The sequence below is a fragment of the Microbacterium sp. UMB0228 genome (assembly GCF_002871415.1).
In the GTDB taxonomy this organism is placed as follows: domain Bacteria; phylum Actinomycetota; class Actinomycetes; order Actinomycetales; family Microbacteriaceae; genus Microbacterium.
Genome location: NZ_PNFU01000003.1, coordinates 225,780 through 241,333, shown reverse-complemented (window position 1 = coordinate 241,333; position 15,554 = coordinate 225,780). Strand labels below are relative to the sequence as shown.

The window sequence follows — 15,554 nt, the reverse complement described above, 5'->3', positions numbered from 1 at the left end:
GACGGACACCCCCGCGATCGCGGGTCGCCGTGCCGGTCATCGGGCGATGCGGGCGAGACCCTCCTCGAGATCCGCGATGAGGTCGGCCACGTCCTCGATGCCGACCGAGAGACGCACGACGTTCTCCGGCACCGCGAGCTCCGTACCGCGGACCGACGCGTGGGTCATCTCCGGCGGGTAGCCGATGAGCGACTCCACACCGCCGAGCGACTCGGCGAGCTGGAACACACGCGTGCTCTCGGCGAAGGCCCGGGCGGCGTCCGCACCCGCGGCGAGACCGAGCGACAGCATGCCACCGAAGCCGCTCATCTGCCGCGCGGCGATCTCGTGACCGGGGTGCGACGGAAGGCCGGGATAGAACACCTGCGCGAACTCCGGCCGCGCCTGGGCCCATTCGGCGATGGCCTGCGCGTTCTCGGAGTGCTGGCGCACCCGCACCGCGAGGGTCTTGATACCGCGGGTCGTCAGCCAGGCGTCCAGAGGCGCGGAGACCGCCCCCACCGCGAACTGCTGGAACTTCACGGCCTCGACGAAACGGTCGTCACCGAAGACGACGGCGCCGCCCAGCACGTCGGAGTGCCCGCCCAGGTACTTCGTCGTCGAGTGCACGACGAGATCGGCGCCGAGCGCGAGCGGCTGCTGCAGAGCCGGCGAGGCGAACGTGTTGTCCACCACGACGAGGGCACCGGCCGCGTGCGCCACCTCGACGATGAGCGCGATGTCGACGACCTTCAGCAGCGGGTTGCTCGGCGTCTCCAGCCACACGATGCGCGTCTCGGGACGGATCGCCGCGCGGATCACGTCGACGTCGGAGAGCTCGACCGTGGTCGTGTCGATCCCCCAGGGCGCGAGGACCTTCGTGAGCAGGCGGTAGGTGCCGCCGTAGACGTCGTTTCCGAGGAGCACGTGGTCGCCGGGCGTGAGGATGCCGCGCAGCAGCGCGTCCTCGGCCGCGAGACCGGACGCGAACGACAGCGCCCCTACTCCGCCCTCGAGAGCGGCGAGCTGCGTCTCCAGCGAGGAGCGCGTCGGGTTGCCCGCACGGTTGTACTCGTAGCCGTCCCGGAAGCCGCCGATGCCGTCCTGCACGTGCGTCGACGACTGATAGATCGGCGGGATGATCGCCCCGGTGATCGGGTCGGGCGCCTGTCCGGCGTGGATGGCTCGGGTGGCGAAGGCGTGGTCGTGGTCGGACATGCCCTCAGCCTACGTCCGGGCCCTCCGACGGGTGCCGGCCTGTTACGTCCCGCGTCACCGGGAGAGGTAGCCGAGCAGGTCCTGTCGCGTCAGCACGGTGTGCGGCTTGCCGTCCTCGGTGACGAGGAGGGCGTCGGCGTCAGCGAGCGCGGCCCGTGCCTGCGCGACCGGCGCGTGGATGCCGATGAGCGGCAGCCGCTCGCCCACGTGTGCGCCGACGGCGTCGCTCGGTTCGGCGTCGCCGCGGAAGAGCAGGTCGAGAAGGCCCTTCTCGTCGACGGTGCCCACGACCTCGCCCATCATCACCGGCGGCTCCGCGCTGAGGACGACGAGCTGCGAGACCTCGTACTCCGTCATCATGCCGATCGCCTCGAGCACTGTGTCGGTGGGATGCGCGTGCACGAGGTCGGGGAGGCCGTGGCGGGAGGCTCGGGCGGCGAGCACGTCGGCGACCGTCTCCCCCTCCTCCACCTCGCTGAACCCGTAGGAGCGCATCCAGCCGTCGTTGAAGATCTTGCCCAGGTAGCCGCGTCCGCCATCCGGCAGGAGCACGACCATGACCGCATCCGCCGGCAGGTCCTTCGCCACCCGCAGCGCCCCGACGACGGCCATGCCGCTGGAGCCGCCGACGAGAATGCCCTCCTCGCGGGCCAGGCGCCGCGTCATCGCGAACGACTCCGCATCGCCGACCGCGACGATCTCGTGCGGGACGGCGGGATCGTAGGCACCGGGCCAGATGTCCTCGCCCACGCCCTCGACGAGGTAGGGCCGACCGGTGCCGCCGCTGTAGACGCTGCCCTCGGGGTCCACGCCGATGATGCGCACCGCGTCGTCGGACACCTCGCGCAGGTAGCGTCCCGTGCCGGTGATCGTGCCGCCCGTCCCCACCCCGGCGACGAAGTGCGTGACGCGCCCGTCGGTGTCGCGCCAGATCTCCGGCCCCGTCGTCTCGTAGTGGCTGCGCGGCCCGTTCGGGTTCTCGTACTGGTTCGGCTTGAACGCCCCGGGGATCTCGCGTGCCAGCCGGTCGCTCACGCTGTAGTACGACTCCGGGCTGTCCGCCGGGACGGAGGTCGGGGTCACGACGACCTCGGCACCGTACGCGCGGAGCACGTCGATCTTGTCCTCGCCCACCTTGTCCGGGAGCACGAAGACGCACCGGTAGCCGCGCTGCTGCGCCACGAGAGCGAGCCCGACGCCCGTGTTGCCGCTCGTGGGCTCGACGATCGTGCCCCCCGGCCGCAGATCGCCCGCGGCCTCGGCGGCGTCGACGATGCGGGCCGCGATCCGATCCTTCGCCGACCCGCCCGGGTTCAGGTACTCGAGCTTCACGAGCACCGTGCACGCGATGCCCTCGGTGACGTGCTGGAGCTTCACCAGGGGCGTGTCGCCGACGAGGTCGACGATCGAGTCTGCGTACTTCATCTGTTCAGGGTACGGCGCAGGCCCTCGCCCCCGGGGCTGTGTTTCACCCGCGCTTCGACAGGCTCAGCGACCCAGAACGCGGGTCCCTGAGCCCGTCGAAGGGCCTGGTCCCTGAGCCTGTCGAAGGGCCTGGGTCCCTGAGCCTGTCGAAGGGCCTGGGTCCCTGAGCCTGTCGAAGGGCCTGAGCCCGACGAAGGGTCAGCCCTTCGTCGCGCCGGCCAGCAGGCCGCGCACGAAGAAGCGCTGCAGGGCGAAGAACACGATCAGCGGGACGATGATCGAGATGAACGTTCCCGCGGACTGCAGGAACCACTTGTTCCCCCAGGTCCCGGAGAGCGAGTTCAGCGCCTGCGTGATCGGCAGGGCGCCGGGCGAGGCGAAGATCGTCGCGACCAGCAGGTCGTTCCACACCCAGAGGAACTGGAAGATCGCGAAGGACGCGATCGCCGGAGCCGCCAGCGGCAGGATGATCCGGAAGAACACCTGGCCGTGTCCGGCGCCGTCCACGCGGGCCGCCTCGATGATCTCGCCGGGGATCTCGGAGATGAAGTTGTGGAGCATGAACGTCGCCAGCGGCAGCGCGAAGATCGCGTGCGCGATCCAGACGCGGGCGAAGCTGTACTGCACCTCGTTCAGCCCGAACCCGGGGAAGATCGGCACGTCGTTGATCGTCAGCCCGTCCGAGAACAGGCTCAGCAGCGGCACGAGGGCCATCTGCAGCGGCACGATCTGCAGCGCGAACACGAAGATGAAAAGCATGTTCCGACCCTTGAAGTCGATCCATGCGAACGCGTACGCGGCGAGCGACGCCATCACGATCGGGAACACGGTCGCAGGGATCGTGATCGCCAGCGAGTTGATGAACGCCGTCGCGAGGGTCGTCGAGGTGCCGCCCGAGTTCCACGCCTGCACGTAGTTGTCGAACGTGAACTCCGGGTTGGAAAAGACCGTCCACCAGCCGCTGTTCTGCGTGTCGGCGCCCGGGCGGAACGACGTCACGAAGAGACCGAAGGTCGGGATCGTCCAGAAGAGCGCGATGACCGCGGCCGCGATCGTCGCCCCCTTCGAGGTCAGCTTCTTGTGGGCGGTCGCCTCGTTGCGGCGCGTGTCCCGCGCCACCTGGCGCTTGGTGCGGTTGTCCACGACGGTGGCCTGCGTTGCACTCATCAGCGGATCTCCCTCTGCTTGGCCATCGATCGGGCGTTGTAGACGATCAGCGGCAACACGAACAGGAACAGCACGACGGCGAGCGCCGACGAGTGCCCGTAGCTCTGGAACCGCTGCTGCTGGTTGACCATCTCGAAGCCGAGGACGCTGGTCTCGTCCCGTCCGCCGGTCATCACGGCGACGATGTCGTACACCTTCAGAGAGGCGATCGTGATGGTCGTCAGCACGACGATCAGCGACGACCGGATGCCGGGAACGGTCACGTTGCGGAAGCGCTGCCAGGCATTCGTGCCGTCGAGTTCGGCCGCCTCCATCTGCTCGACCGGCACGGCCTTGATCGCGGCGGAGAGGATGACCATGGCGAAGCCGGTCTGGGTCCAGATGAACACGATGAGCAGCATGAGCGTGTTGAGGATCGGCTTGATCGCCAGCCACTGCACGGGGTCGCCGCCGAAAGCGGTCACGATCGCGTTGAGGAGACCGATCTGGTCACCCTGCCGGGCGTCGTACATGAACTTCCAGATGATGCCGGCGCCGACGAACGAGATCGCCACCGGCATGAAGACCAGCACCTTGAGGAACTTCTCGCCGCGAGCCCTGTCGATGAAGACGGCGTAGGCGAGGCCGATGACCACGGAGATCACCGGAGCGAGCAGCGCCCAGATGATCGTGTTGATCACCGACGACGTGCCGACCGGGTTGGTGAAGACCCAGATGTAGTTCTCGAGCCCGACGAACTCATCGCCGGTCTTGTCGAAGAAGGACTTGAAGATCGTCGAGATCGCCGGGTAGATGAGGCCGAGCAGCAGCATGATGGCCGCCGGGGCCATGAACAGCACGAGCTGGAAGAGATAGCCCGCTCCCTGCCGCGCGCGGAAGTCCGCGAAGAAGAGGAGCGCCCCGACGAGGAGCGCGATCGCGACGACGTACACGACGGCGTTCGCGTAAGGACGGAGCAGCAGCAGCGCGAGCACCGGGATGACGAGGCACGCGACCAGCCGCATGATGAAGTAGCCGCGACCAGGGCGGGGCGCGAACTCGATCAGCACGAGGATGATCGCCACGACCACGCCGAACACGAGCAGCACGGCCGGGATCTGCACCAGCGGGTTCAGTCCGCCCAGCCACAGGAAGAAGCTGTTGAGCGAGAACCCGATCGTGATCCGCGAGGACTCCTCGGTCGGAGCGGTGAAGACGAGGAGGAGAGCCAGCGCGACGACGACCACGAAGCCGATCGCGAGGATCGTGCGTGTGGTCTTCCTCCCCTTCTCGCCGGTGCCGTGCGTCGTCGGCGGCGCGTCAGCCTCGACGGGTTTCTCGATGGTCGCGTGCGACATGAACGTCCCCTTCTGGATCGTGCTGGGTTCCCGCGCAGTATGGATGGGTGGAGCGGGGCCGGGCTTGTGCAGCCCGGCCCCGCTCACTCTGAGAAGATCGCGTCGAGGCGATCAGTTCTCGTAACCGGCCTGGATGTCGGAGAGCACCGTCTCGGTGTCCTTGCCGTCGATCCAGTCGACCATCCCCTTCCAGAACGACCCCGAGCCGACGGTCGACGGCATCAGGTCGGAAGCGTCGAACCGGAAGGTCGTCGCGTCGTCCTGCATGATGGTCATCGCCTCCTGGAGGAACTCGCTCGAGGCGAGGCTCGGGTCGGCCTTCTTGTTGGCGGAGATGACGCCGCCGAGCTCGACGCGGGCGTCGGCGAACTCCGGCGATGCCATGAACTCGAGCACCTGCTGCGTGGCCTCGTCGTCAGAGAACGCCGCGACGAACTCGCCGCCACCCTCGACCTGGAGCTCACCGGCGGTCTCGCCCGGCATGATGAACGCGTAGACATCGCCGTCCGGCGCCACCTCGGGGACGTTGCCGTCCGCGGTCTCCGTGTCGAGGAAGTTCGCCGACAGGAACGAGGCCTGGTGGGTCAGCGCGCAGTCGCCCTTGGCCACCGCGCTGGCGACGTCGCCGAAGGCGGTCGAGTTGATGCTCTTGACGTCGCCGTACCCGGCGTTGACGTACTCCGGGTTGAGCAGGATCTCACCGACGGCGTCGAAGGCCTGCTTGATCTCGGGGTCGGTGAACTTCACGTCGCCAGCCACCCAGTCGTCGTAGACGTCGGGGCCGGACTGCCGCAGCACGAGGTCCTCGATCCAGTCCGTTCCCGGCCACCCCGACGCGGCCTCGGCAGCGAAGCCGGCACACCAGGCGGGACCGCCGGTCTTCTCGACGATCGTGTCCGTGAGCGCGATCATGTCGTCCCACGTCTCCGGGACCTCGACGCCCCACTCGGCGAACTGCTTCGGCGAGTACCAGACGTAGCCCTTGAGGTTCGCGAGCATCGGCGCCGCGTAGAAGGTGTCATCGAAGGTGCCGTACTTCTTCCAGTCCTCGGACCAGTTCTCGTCGACGGCGGTCTCCACGGCCTCGGGGGCCGGCATGACCTTCCCGGTGTCGACGAGGGTCTTGAGCAGACCGGGCTGGGGGACGATCGCGATGTCGGGGGCGTCTCCACCGGTCACCTTGGTGACGATGTTGCCCTCGAAGCCCTTGTCACCGGTGTATTCGACCTTGATGCCGGTGTCCTTCGTGAACTGCTCGAAAGACGCGTTCAGGTCGTCGGCCTCGACGCCGGTGATGCCGCCGGAGATCCGGACGGTGTCCTTGGTCTCCCCACTTCCGCCCTCGCCGCTTCCGCCCTCGGCGCAGCCCGCGAGCGCGAGAGACGCGACGCCGACGAGTGCGATGGGGGCGAGCAGGCGGTATCGCTGTGACAAAGCCATGTACTTCTCCTCTTCCGGTGGATCTTCAGTCCGCCCAAGGAGAGCAATCGCCGCAACCATTGGGGAACCGATTCCAGGCCAACCTACTCGGGTTCCTTCCCGCCGTACAACTGGGGAAGGTTACAAGATCACAACCCTTTGAGGTCAGTGCCGCTCGTGGGGTGGGAGCGCTCCCAGTTCCAGCCGTCTGGAACCGGTTCCTCCTCGCGTGTGGAACGGCTACGATGGCTCCCGGCGAGCGCCCGATGGCTCGCCGTCGTGGAACCGGGTCGAGGAGGACACGATGAGCACGATCGCCGACGTCGCGACGCGCGCCGGTGTGTCCAAGGCGACCGCGAGCCGCGCCCTGAGCGGCCGCGGCTACGTCTCGGAGGAGACGAGACAGCGCGTCGAGGAGGCGGCGCACGACCTCGCGTACGTCGCGCACTCCTCCGCCACCAGCCTGGCGACGGGGCGCACCGGCACCATCGGCCTGGTGATGCCTCCGGTCGACCGGTGGTTCTTCTCCGAGCTGCTGGCGGGTGTGCAGGAGGCGCTGCTCGTGCGCGACCACGACCTGTCGCTCTACGGCGTCCCCGAGCGCTCGGAGACCAGGGAGCGGCTGTTCGAGAGTGTGCTGCCCGGCCGGAGGTTCGACGGCATCATCGCCGTCGGCATCCAGCCCAGCGCCCGCGAGCTGGAGCGCCTGCACCGCACCGGACGCCCGCTCGTCAGCGTGGGCCCCTACAGCGCCGGATCGAGCGCCGTGTCGATCGACGACGCGGCCGCCGCGCGGATCGCCACCGAGCACCTGATCGAGCTCGGCCACACCGACATCGCCTTCGTGGGCGGCGCCACCGACGACACCGACCTCAGCTACGGCGACGCCCGACGCCTGGCCGGCTACCGGGAGGCGCTGCACGCGGCGGGACTGACTCCGCGGGCGCGGGTCGCGGGAGCGGCCCCCACGATGCCCGGCGGCTATGCCGCGGCGGCGGGACTCCTCGGTGACCGCCGCCACCGACCGACCGCCATCATCGGCGTGTGCGACGAGGCCGCCATCGGCGCCGTGATCGCCGCCCGCCGCCTGGGCATCGCGGTGCCGACCGAACTCAGCGTCGTCGGCATCGACGACCACGAGCATGCGGAGATGTTCGCCCTCACGACCATCGGCCAGTCGCCGCGGGACCAGGGGCGGGAGGCCGTACGCCTGCTCATGCGGCGGATGAGCGAGCCGGACGCTCCCGTCGAGCGCGTCGAGGCCGCTTCGGCTCTCGTCGTCCGCAGCTCGACCGCCGCGCCGCGCTGACCCCGCAGACGCACGAAGGCCCCGGGCGGAACCCGGGGCCTTCGCAGAAGCGCTGGTGCGCTGGATTACTTGAGGGTGACGGTCGCGCCGGCCTCTTCCAGAGCAGCCTTGGCCTTCTCGGCCGTCTCCTTGTTGGCGCCCTCGAGGACGGCCTTCGGAGCACCGTCGACGACGGCCTTGGCCTCGCCGAGGCCGAGCGAGGTGAGCTCGCGGACAGCCTTGATGACCTGGATCTTCTTGTCGCCAGCGGCCTCGAGGATGACGTCGAAGGAGTCCTTCTCCTCCTCGGCCGCGGCCTCGCCTGCGCCACCAGCGGCACCGGCGACGGCGACGGGAGCAGCAGCGGTGACCTCGAACTTCTCCTCGAACGCCTTCACGAACTCGTTGAGCTCGATGAGGGTCAGGCCGGCGAACTGCTCGAGCAGCTCCTCGGTGGAAAGCTTCGCCATGATGTATCTCCTAGATAGATGGGGTTTGTAGACGAGATCGCCGGTCGCTTACGCGGCCTCGGCGGTCTCCAGCTTTTCGCGAAGCGCGTCGATGGTGGCCGCAGCCTTGCCCATCGTCGCCTTCATCATGCCCGCGGCCTTCGCCAGCAGAACCTCGCGGCTCTCGAGCGAGGCGTACGTGTTGACCTCGTCGGCGGTGAGGGCCTTGCCCTCGAAGATGCCCGACTTGATCACGAGAAGCGGGTTGGCCTTGGCGAAGTCACGCAGAGCCTTGGCGGTGGCGACGAAGTCACCGTGCACGAACGCGACAGCCGACGGCCCCTTGAGGTCGTCGTCCAGCGCGGAGATGCCGGCCTTGTTGGCGGCGATCTTGGTCAGCGTGTTCTTCACCACGGCGTACTCAGCGTCCTGACGGATGCTGTTGCGCAGCTGCTTGAGCTGGGCAACCGTCAGACCGCGGTACTCGGTCAGCAGGACGGCGTTCGAGTTCTCGAATGACTTCGCGAGCTCGTTGACCGATGCATCCTTCTGCGCCATGGTCACTCCTTGGTGTGTACGAGGCGCCGCACGGTGGTGGGGCGCCGGCCTCCGACCCCCTGCAAAAGAGAAGAGCTCCGGCGCAAGCGCACGGAGCTCGGAAGTTCGTGACACCTGCGCGGGCCCCTGCGATGCAGAGCTTCGATCCTGTGCACTCACGCGCACACGATGACCAGCGGTCTTCGGTTATGACCACTGTACCCCACCCCCACCTCTCCCCCCAAATCCCCGTCGACCCACCCCTTTGCGTGCGCCCCGGCCCCTTACGCCTGCATGCAAGGGGCCGGAGGGCACGGAAGGGGGTGGGTCAAAGGTTCACCGGGCGAAGAGGCGGAAGGCACGGAAGTGCGTGTTGGCCGCGGCGAGGGAGGCGACGTGCTCGCTCGACACCCGGATCACCCGCCAGCCGGTCGTCCCGCGCACCCAGTCCTCGCGGATCTTCTCGTCGAGCACGATGCTCTCCGCGGTGCGGCCCCCGCGGAACTCGTCATCCAGGTACTTGTCCCGGCCGTCGCACTCCACGAAGGTGCGGGACTGGTCGACGGCGATGTCCATCCAGAACCGACCGCCGCGCGGTCCGTCCACCGGCACCTGCAGCCGCGGTCTGCCGAAGCCGAGCTGATGGAGCCGATACCGCGTCACGCTCTCCAGAGGCAGCTGGGCGCGACCGTCGGCCAAGCCCACGATCCGACGAGCCTGCACGATGCCGCGGAGCCGTGGACGGCGCACCCGATCCGCGAGGTCCGCCAGGAGAGCCTGCTCCGCAGTGTCGTCGAACTGCCACGGGTCACCACTGACCAGAGCGAGAGCGGCATCGGCTGCCGCGAGAGCCGCCTCCGGAGAGACCGTGCGGGCGAGGTCGACGATCGTCCGGGCGAGGGAGGTGCAGCGGATGCCGTCCCGCTCCACGATGTCGCCGGGGGAAACAGTGCCCTCGTGCCGCAGGATCCCGGACGTGCTGTGCCGGCGGTCCGGTGGCGCCGTCACATGGACCCTCGCCGGACGCACCCGATACAGCGGCAGCCCCCACAGCACCGCGGCCGAGGTGTGCGAGAACACCGGCCGCGTCCCCGAGGCTGCGAGGTCGGCGGCCACCACCTCCGCACGATGCCGGGACTCCGGGGCGAGCTCGCTCCAGGTCCGCAACCCGAGGTACCACCCACGGCGCACATGATGCAGCTGCCGCCCTTCCACCGCCGACCGGAGCGTCCGGGACCCCCACCCCTCCTCCTCCAGTCGTCGACGGCCAAGGAGCATCCCCCTGATTTCGTCCACGCTCACCTGTCTCATCCCCCCGACTCTTCCCTCTCCTCTCGCCACTCCCTCGCCTTCCCCCACTTCTCCACACCCCTCTCTCCCGTCCCGCTCCCTGTGCAGGAGTCGTCCTCCCCCGCCGACCCACCCCCTTGCGTTCGACCCACCCCCTTACGCGCGTGCGCAGGGGGCCGGGATGCACGCAAGGGGGTGGGTCGACGGGAGGGGGCGGCGTGTACGACGGGAACGGGGGGTGGGGGAGAGTTAGAGTCTTCTGGTGACCCCGGAACTCCAAGCTCGCATCGTCGCGGACTCGCGCGACCGCGTGGCATGGATGAGGGCACGCTCTCGCGGCATCACGGCCACCGACGTCGCCGGGCTCACCAGCGAGCGCTCGATCGCCCGTGCTGCCGACGCCAAGCTCGGCGGCGGGCCGCGGTTCGGCGGCAACGCCTACACCGACCACGGCCGGCGCCGCGAGCCGGAGATCGCCGCCTGGGTCGCCGCGACGCACGGCATCTTCCCCTCCTCCGCGCTGTTCCGCGCCGAGATCGAGCACCGCCACCTGGCGACGCCCGATGGCATCTCGGTGGACGCGGACGGTCGCGTCAGCCTCGCGGAGATCAAGACCACCAACAAGGCCTTCCGGGGGATCCCCCGCACCTACCTGCGCCAGGTGTGGTGGCAGCAGCACGTGCTGGGCGCCGAGCGCACCCTGTTCGTGTGGGAGGAGCACGTCGACTTCTCCCCCGTCCACGACGAGCCCCGCTGCGTCTGGATCGACCGCGACGAGCGCGAGATCGCGAAACTCGTGGGGCTCGCCACCGACCTCATCGACGAGCTGTACCGCCGCACGACCGGACGCACGGTCCCGGCCCGCTCCGCGTCCCCGGTGGACAGCCGTCGCGAGCAGCTCCGCGAGCGTGACGCCTTCCGCGCCCTCGCTCTCGCCGACTGACCACCCGGCGACGCCGTCCCGGCCGTGTCAGGGTTCGCGAGCGAGCACCCGACGCGCCTCCCCCGCGACCTCGGACGCGATCGTGTCGAGGAGCGCGGAGCGCAGGGTCCACTGCTGCCAGTACAGCGCCACGCGCAGGATCGGACCGCCCAGCGCCACGAGTCCCGGCACCTCCTGCAGCCGCGGCACCATCCCCCAGCCGAGACCGAGGCCGACAGCCAGCGCATAGTCGTGCGACGCCGGGACGTAGTGCCGGGGAACGCCGGCCGCCGGCACTCCGCGCGCGGCCAGCCACTCGTGCTGCAGGGTGTCCCGGCGGTCGAAGTCGACGAACGGCGCGTGCGCCAGAGCATCGGGGGTCACGCCGTCCGGGAACCATCGGCGGGCGTAGGCGGGTTCGGCCATGGCGCGGTACTCGAGCACGCCGAGGGGCGCGACCGTGCACCCCGCGACCGCCGTGGCTTCGCTGGTGACCGCCGCCATGACGGTCCCGGATTCGAGCAGGCGGGCGGTGAAGTTCTGATCGTCGCGGTGCAGGTCGACATCGATGTCGTGCGCGGCGGAGAGCCGGGCCATCGGTGCCAAGAACCAGGTCGCCATCGAATCCGCGTTGACGGCGAGTGGCACGCTGATCCGCCGCCCCTCGGTGCTCCCCTCGATCCCGACTCCCGCGAGAGCATCCTCTTCCAGCAGAGCGATCTGCCGCGCGAGCCGCACGACGGACTCCCCCGCCTCGGTGAGGCGGACCGGCTTGCTGCGCACGAGGAGGATCCGCCCGAGCTGCTGCTCCAGCGCCTTGAGTCGCTGACTGACCGCGGACGGGGTGACCTGCAGCCGACGCGATGCGGCATCGAGGGTGCCCTCGTCGGCGACGGCGGCGAGCGTGGCGGCGAGCTCCGGGTCGATCCTCACATCAGTGATGCTAATGGTGCGGAAGGAATCTTCGCTGCACCTGATGCTCCGCCCTCCTAGGCTCGACACATGCTCACGGTCCTCGCCGGTCTCGGCCTCGGTCTCTCCCTCATCGTCGCGATCGGCGCACAGAACGTGTTCGTGCTGCGTCAGGGCATCCGACGCGAGCACGTCCTCGCCGTCGTGATCGTCTGCGCGCTCTCCGACGCCGTGCTGATCATCGCCGGTGTCGCGGGGCTCGGGTTCGTGCTGTCCGCCGCACCCTGGCTCGTCGTCGTGGCCCGCTGGGCAGGGGCGCTGTTCCTGCTCGGATACGGACTGCTTGCGGCGCGGCGGGCCTGGCGGGGCGGCGAGGAGCTGGTCGTCGACGGGGGCGACGCCCCGGTCCTGGAGGCGTCCGGGGGCACTGGCACGCTCACCCGCACCCGCCTCGCCCAGGTGATCCTCACGACCCTGGCGTTGACGTGGCTGAACCCGCATGTGTACCTCGACACGGTGCTGATGCTCGGGTCGATCGCGGCGACGCACGGGGAGGAGCGGTGGCTGTTCGCGGCCGGGGCGGTCGCGGCGAGCATCCTCTGGTTCACCGCCCTCGGCTTCGGCGCCCGCTACCTCGGACGATGGCTGCGCACCCCGCGCTCCTGGCGCATCCTCGACGCGGTGATCGCGGTCGTGATGATCACGCTGGCGGTGAGCCTCGTGCTCCCGGTGCTCGGCGGCTAGGCGTTCACCCGGCGTCGATCTGCGACATCCGCGCCCGGATGAGCGCGCGGACCGCCTCCCCCGGCAGGGGGTGCTCCGGCTGGAACCGGATCGTCCCCTTGTCGAGGCTGACCCCGGGGTGACCGGCGAGGAGGTCCGCCACGGCAGCGACCGCCTCGGGGCTGAACGGGTAGACGCCGATGTGCTTCTTCGCGCGCATCACCGAGAGCAGCGGCTTGCCGTCGTACACGAGCGCCGGCATGCCGTAGCCAGTGCCCTGCTCGGCATCCGGTACCTCTTCACCGGCGATCGCGTAGAGACGATCGATCACCGCACGATCCGCGGCGTCGAGGTCGGTCAGGTAGTCGTCGATGGTGCCCACGCACCGCATCCTGCCATCGAATCCCCTCGGGGTCGAGGGCTCACGCGCCGTCGAGGGGCCGGAGGATGCGGGTGAGGAACCGCTGCGTGCGCTCGTGCTGCGGAGCGCTGAACAGCTGAGCGGGCGGCCCCTGCTCCACGACGACGCCGCCGTCCAGGAAGAGCACATGATCGGCTGCCTCCCGCGCGAAGCTCAGCTCATGCGTGACGACGGCCATCGTCCATCCCTCATCGGCGAGCTCCTTGATGACGAGCAGCACCTCTCCCACGAGCTCCGGATCGAGCGCGCTCGTCGGCTCATCGAACAGCAGCAGGTCCGGCTGCAGAGCCAGGGCGCGCACGATGCCGACGCGCTGCTGCTGGCCGCCGGAGAGCTGGTGTGGTCGCGCGTCTGCCTTGTCGGCGAGGCCCACCCGGGCGAGCAGCACCTGCGCTTCGGCGACGACCTCGGCCTTCGGACGCCCCTGCACCCGCCACGGCCCCTCGATCACGTTCTCCAGCACCGTCAGATGCGGGAAGAGGTTATGGTGCTGGAACACCATCGCCGACCGATCGCGGAGCGCGAGCCGCTGCTGCTTCGCGACGCGCGGCTTCGGGCGGACCTCCGGTGCGAAGTCGATCTCCGGGCCTCCGGACATCGCGATCGTGCCGGCGTCCGGCGTCTCCAGGCCGTTCAGGGCTCGCAGGACGGTCGTCTTTCCGGAGCCGCTCGGCCCGATGAGCACCACCACCTCGCCGCGGTGCAGGGTGAGGTCGAAGCCGCGGAGCACCTCGGTGGCGCCGAAGCTCTTGTGCAGGCCGCGGGCGGTGAGCAGCGGTCCGGTCGTGGGGTCAGTGCGCGACACGACTGTCGAGCCTCCTCTCCAGGGCGCTCTGCCCGAAGGAGAGCACCAGGCAGATCAGCCAGTAGACCAGCGCCGCAGCCAGATACAGCACCATGAACTCGAGCGTGGTGGAGGCGATCTGCTGCGCCACCTTGAACAGCTCCGTCACGAGGATCAGCGACGTGAGGGAGGTGTCCTTCACGAGCGAGATGAACGTGTTGGACAGCGGCGGCACAGACACCCGGGCGGCCTGCGGCAGGATGATGCGGGTCAGCGTGCGGGTGCGGTTCATGCCGACCGTGTACGCGGCCTCCCACTGCCCCTTCGGCACCGAGAGGATCGCCGCCCGCACGACCTCGGCGCCGTAGCCGCCGACGTTGAGCGAGAGCGCGATGATGGCGCTCGGCCACGGATCGAGGGTCACCCCGACGGACGGCAGGCCGTAGAAGATCACGAAGAGCTGCACGAGCATCGGCGTGCCGCGGATCACCGAGATGTAGAACCGCGCGATGCCGGACACCACCGGATGCACCGAGATCCGCATCAGCGCCATGCCGATCGCGATCACGAGCCCCAGCGCGAACGACACCAGGGCGAGCGGGATCGTCGCCGTCAGCCCCGCCCAGGCGATCGGCCCGAGCGAGGAGAAGAAGAGCTCCCAGGGATTCTGCATCGCCTACTGCGAGACGTCTTCGCCGAAGTACTTCTCGCTGATCTCGGCCAGGGTGCCGTCGGCACGGAGCGTGTCGAGCGCTTCGTCGACCGCATCGACGAGCGCCTCCTTGTCCTTCGTGAAGACGAAGGCCTGCTCACCGGCATCGTCGGTCTCCGCCGCGATCTTCAGGCCCGTCGGGCTGTTGGTCGTCTCGTAGTCGAGGAACGTCAGCTTGTCGTTGACGGTCGCGTCCACCCGGCCCTGTCGGAGGAGCTCCACGGCCTGCGCCCACCCCTCGACGCCCTCGACCTCGGCGCCGGACTCGGTGGCCAGCTCGTACCAGTTGCTCGTGAGGGACTGCGCCGTCGTCTTGCCCTCGAGGTCGTCGAAGGACGAGATGGAGTCGTCGTCCTCCTTCACCACGATCACGCCGGGCGACACCGTGTACGGGGTGCTGAAGAGGTACTTCGCCTCGCGCTCCTCGTTGATCGACACCTGGTTCGCGATCACGTCGAAGCGGCCGGCGTCGAGACCCGCGAAGATCGCGTCCCACTGCGTCTCCTGGAACTCGACCTTCAGGCCGAGCTCGTCGGCGACGGCCTGGATGATCTCGACGTCGTAGCCGGTGAGCTCGCCGGAGCCGCCGTCGCCGTGGAAGCTGAACGGGCGGTAGGTGCCCTCGGTCGCGACCGTCAGCGTGCCATCCTTCACCAGGCCGAAGTCGGAGCCCGCGGCGCCCTCGCCGTCCGTGCTCGCGGGCGTGCTGGACCCGCTGCAGGCGGTCAGCGCGGCGGCGGCGACGACGAGTGCGGTGACGGCAATGAGACGACGGGACATGGACCCTCCTGGGGTGAGAAAGCGCGGGTGCGAGTTTACGCGACGACCGCGGGAACTCCCCCACAGTACGCGGCGCCTCCGACGTCCGCGCATCGGATGACGCCGGATGTCGCGCGCCGAACCGCCCCGGGAACGCAGAACGCCCCCGGGCGGACCCGGGGGCGTTCGGTGCGACAGGTGCGAGACCCGTC

16 protein-coding genes are annotated in these 15,554 nt (G+C 69.3%); 3 read left to right on the top strand and 13 right to left on the bottom strand.

What is annotated here, in order from left to right:
* Window positions 1-36: 36 nt before the first annotated feature.
* The 5 genes from CJ226_RS08490 to CJ226_RS08470 all read right to left on the bottom strand — a co-directional run bounded on the left by CJ226_RS08490 (window position 37) and on the right by CJ226_RS08470 (window position 6,566).
* On the bottom strand, window positions 37-1,197 hold the full coding sequence (locus CJ226_RS08490) for a cystathionine gamma-synthase (RefSeq protein ID WP_102208898.1): 1,161 nt from the start codon (window positions 1,195-1,197) through the stop codon (window positions 37-39).
* Window positions 1,198-1,251: 54 nt separating this feature from the next.
* Window positions 1,252-2,622 (bottom strand): cystathionine beta-synthase, encoded by a 1,371-nt coding sequence (locus tag CJ226_RS08485; RefSeq protein WP_102208897.1) that lies wholly within the window; start codon window positions 2,620-2,622, stop codon window positions 1,252-1,254.
* Between the two features lie 198 nt (window positions 2,623-2,820).
* Complete coding sequence (locus tag CJ226_RS08480) at window positions 2,821-3,789, bottom strand: carbohydrate ABC transporter permease (RefSeq protein WP_025104231.1); 969 nt, start codon at window positions 3,787-3,789, stop codon at window positions 2,821-2,823.
* The gene (locus CJ226_RS08475) at window positions 3,789-5,126 is read right to left on the bottom strand and encodes a carbohydrate ABC transporter permease (RefSeq protein ID WP_062636150.1); all 1,338 of its coding nucleotides are present in this window, start codon (window positions 5,124-5,126) and stop codon (window positions 3,789-3,791) included. The genes CJ226_RS08480 and CJ226_RS08475 overlap by 1 nt, the downstream gene beginning before the upstream one ends.
* Window positions 5,127-5,237: 111 nt before the next feature.
* Window positions 5,238-6,566 carry an ABC transporter substrate-binding protein gene (locus CJ226_RS08470; RefSeq protein WP_102208896.1) on the bottom strand — a complete coding sequence of 443 codons (1,329 nt, stop codon included), beginning with the start codon at window positions 6,564-6,566 and terminating at the stop codon, window positions 5,238-5,240.
* A 283-nt stretch (window positions 6,567-6,849) separates the two neighbouring features.
* Between CJ226_RS08470 and CJ226_RS08465 the strand changes: the two genes are divergently transcribed.
* Entirely contained in the window at window positions 6,850-7,854 is a 1,005-nt protein-coding gene (locus CJ226_RS08465) for a LacI family DNA-binding transcriptional regulator (RefSeq protein ID WP_102208895.1), read from the top strand.
* Between the two features lie 65 nt (window positions 7,855-7,919).
* Here the strand turns inward: CJ226_RS08465 and rplL are convergent, their stop codons facing one another.
* The 3 genes from rplL to CJ226_RS08450 form a co-directional block, all read right to left on the bottom strand.
* Window positions 7,920-8,303 (bottom strand): 50S ribosomal protein L7/L12, encoded by a 384-nt coding sequence (gene rplL, locus CJ226_RS08460; RefSeq protein WP_025104227.1) that lies wholly within the window; start codon window positions 8,301-8,303, stop codon window positions 7,920-7,922.
* A gap of 48 nt (window positions 8,304-8,351) precedes the next feature.
* Entirely contained in the window at window positions 8,352-8,840 is a 489-nt protein-coding gene (rplJ, locus tag CJ226_RS08455) for a 50S ribosomal protein L10 (RefSeq protein ID WP_102208894.1), read from the bottom strand.
* Window positions 8,841-9,155: 315 nt separating this feature from the next.
* On the bottom strand, window positions 9,156-10,121 hold the full coding sequence (locus CJ226_RS08450; RefSeq protein WP_146008222.1) for a hypothetical protein: 966 nt from the start codon (window positions 10,119-10,121) through the stop codon (window positions 9,156-9,158).
* 250 nt (window positions 10,122-10,371) lie between these two features.
* Here CJ226_RS08450 and CJ226_RS08445 point away from each other — a divergent pair, with 250 nt between their 5' ends.
* The gene (locus CJ226_RS08445; RefSeq protein WP_062632769.1) at window positions 10,372-11,052 is read left to right on the top strand and encodes a YqaJ viral recombinase family protein; all 681 of its coding nucleotides are present in this window, start codon (window positions 10,372-10,374) and stop codon (window positions 11,050-11,052) included.
* Window positions 11,053-11,079: 27 nt separating this feature from the next.
* On the opposite strand, the gene CJ226_RS08440 is transcribed toward CJ226_RS08445, so the two are convergent.
* Window positions 11,080-11,964 (bottom strand): LysR family transcriptional regulator ArgP, encoded by an 885-nt coding sequence (locus tag CJ226_RS08440; protein WP_062632771.1) that lies wholly within the window; start codon window positions 11,962-11,964, stop codon window positions 11,080-11,082.
* A gap of 69 nt (window positions 11,965-12,033) precedes the next feature.
* On the opposite strand from CJ226_RS08440, the gene lysE reads away from it, so the two are divergent.
* Window positions 12,034-12,687, top strand: coding sequence for an L-lysine exporter (lysE, locus tag CJ226_RS08435; RefSeq protein ID WP_102208892.1), 654 nt, complete (start codon window positions 12,034-12,036; stop codon window positions 12,685-12,687).
* A 4-nt stretch (window positions 12,688-12,691) separates the two neighbouring features.
* Here the strand turns inward: lysE and CJ226_RS08430 are convergent, their stop codons facing one another.
* From CJ226_RS08430 to CJ226_RS08415, 4 genes are read right to left on the bottom strand one after another with little or no spacing between them, the layout of a single operon-like run.
* Window positions 12,692-13,048 (bottom strand): iron chaperone, encoded by a 357-nt coding sequence (locus CJ226_RS08430; RefSeq protein WP_102208891.1) that lies wholly within the window; start codon window positions 13,046-13,048, stop codon window positions 12,692-12,694.
* Window positions 13,049-13,088: 40 nt separating this feature from the next.
* Window positions 13,089-13,892 (bottom strand): amino acid ABC transporter ATP-binding protein, encoded by an 804-nt coding sequence (locus CJ226_RS08425; protein ID WP_102208890.1) that lies wholly within the window; start codon window positions 13,890-13,892, stop codon window positions 13,089-13,091.
* The gene (locus tag CJ226_RS08420) at window positions 13,879-14,544 is read right to left on the bottom strand and encodes an amino acid ABC transporter permease (protein ID WP_102208889.1); all 666 of its coding nucleotides are present in this window, start codon (window positions 14,542-14,544) and stop codon (window positions 13,879-13,881) included. Before CJ226_RS08420 ends, CJ226_RS08425 begins: the two co-directional genes overlap by 14 nt.
* Before the next feature lie 3 nt (window positions 14,545-14,547).
* Window positions 14,548-15,363: an amino acid ABC transporter substrate-binding protein gene (locus CJ226_RS08415; protein WP_102208888.1), complete on the bottom strand. Its 816-nt coding sequence runs from the start codon at window positions 15,361-15,363 to the stop codon at window positions 14,548-14,550.
* Between the last annotated feature and the right edge of the window lie 191 nt (window positions 15,364-15,554).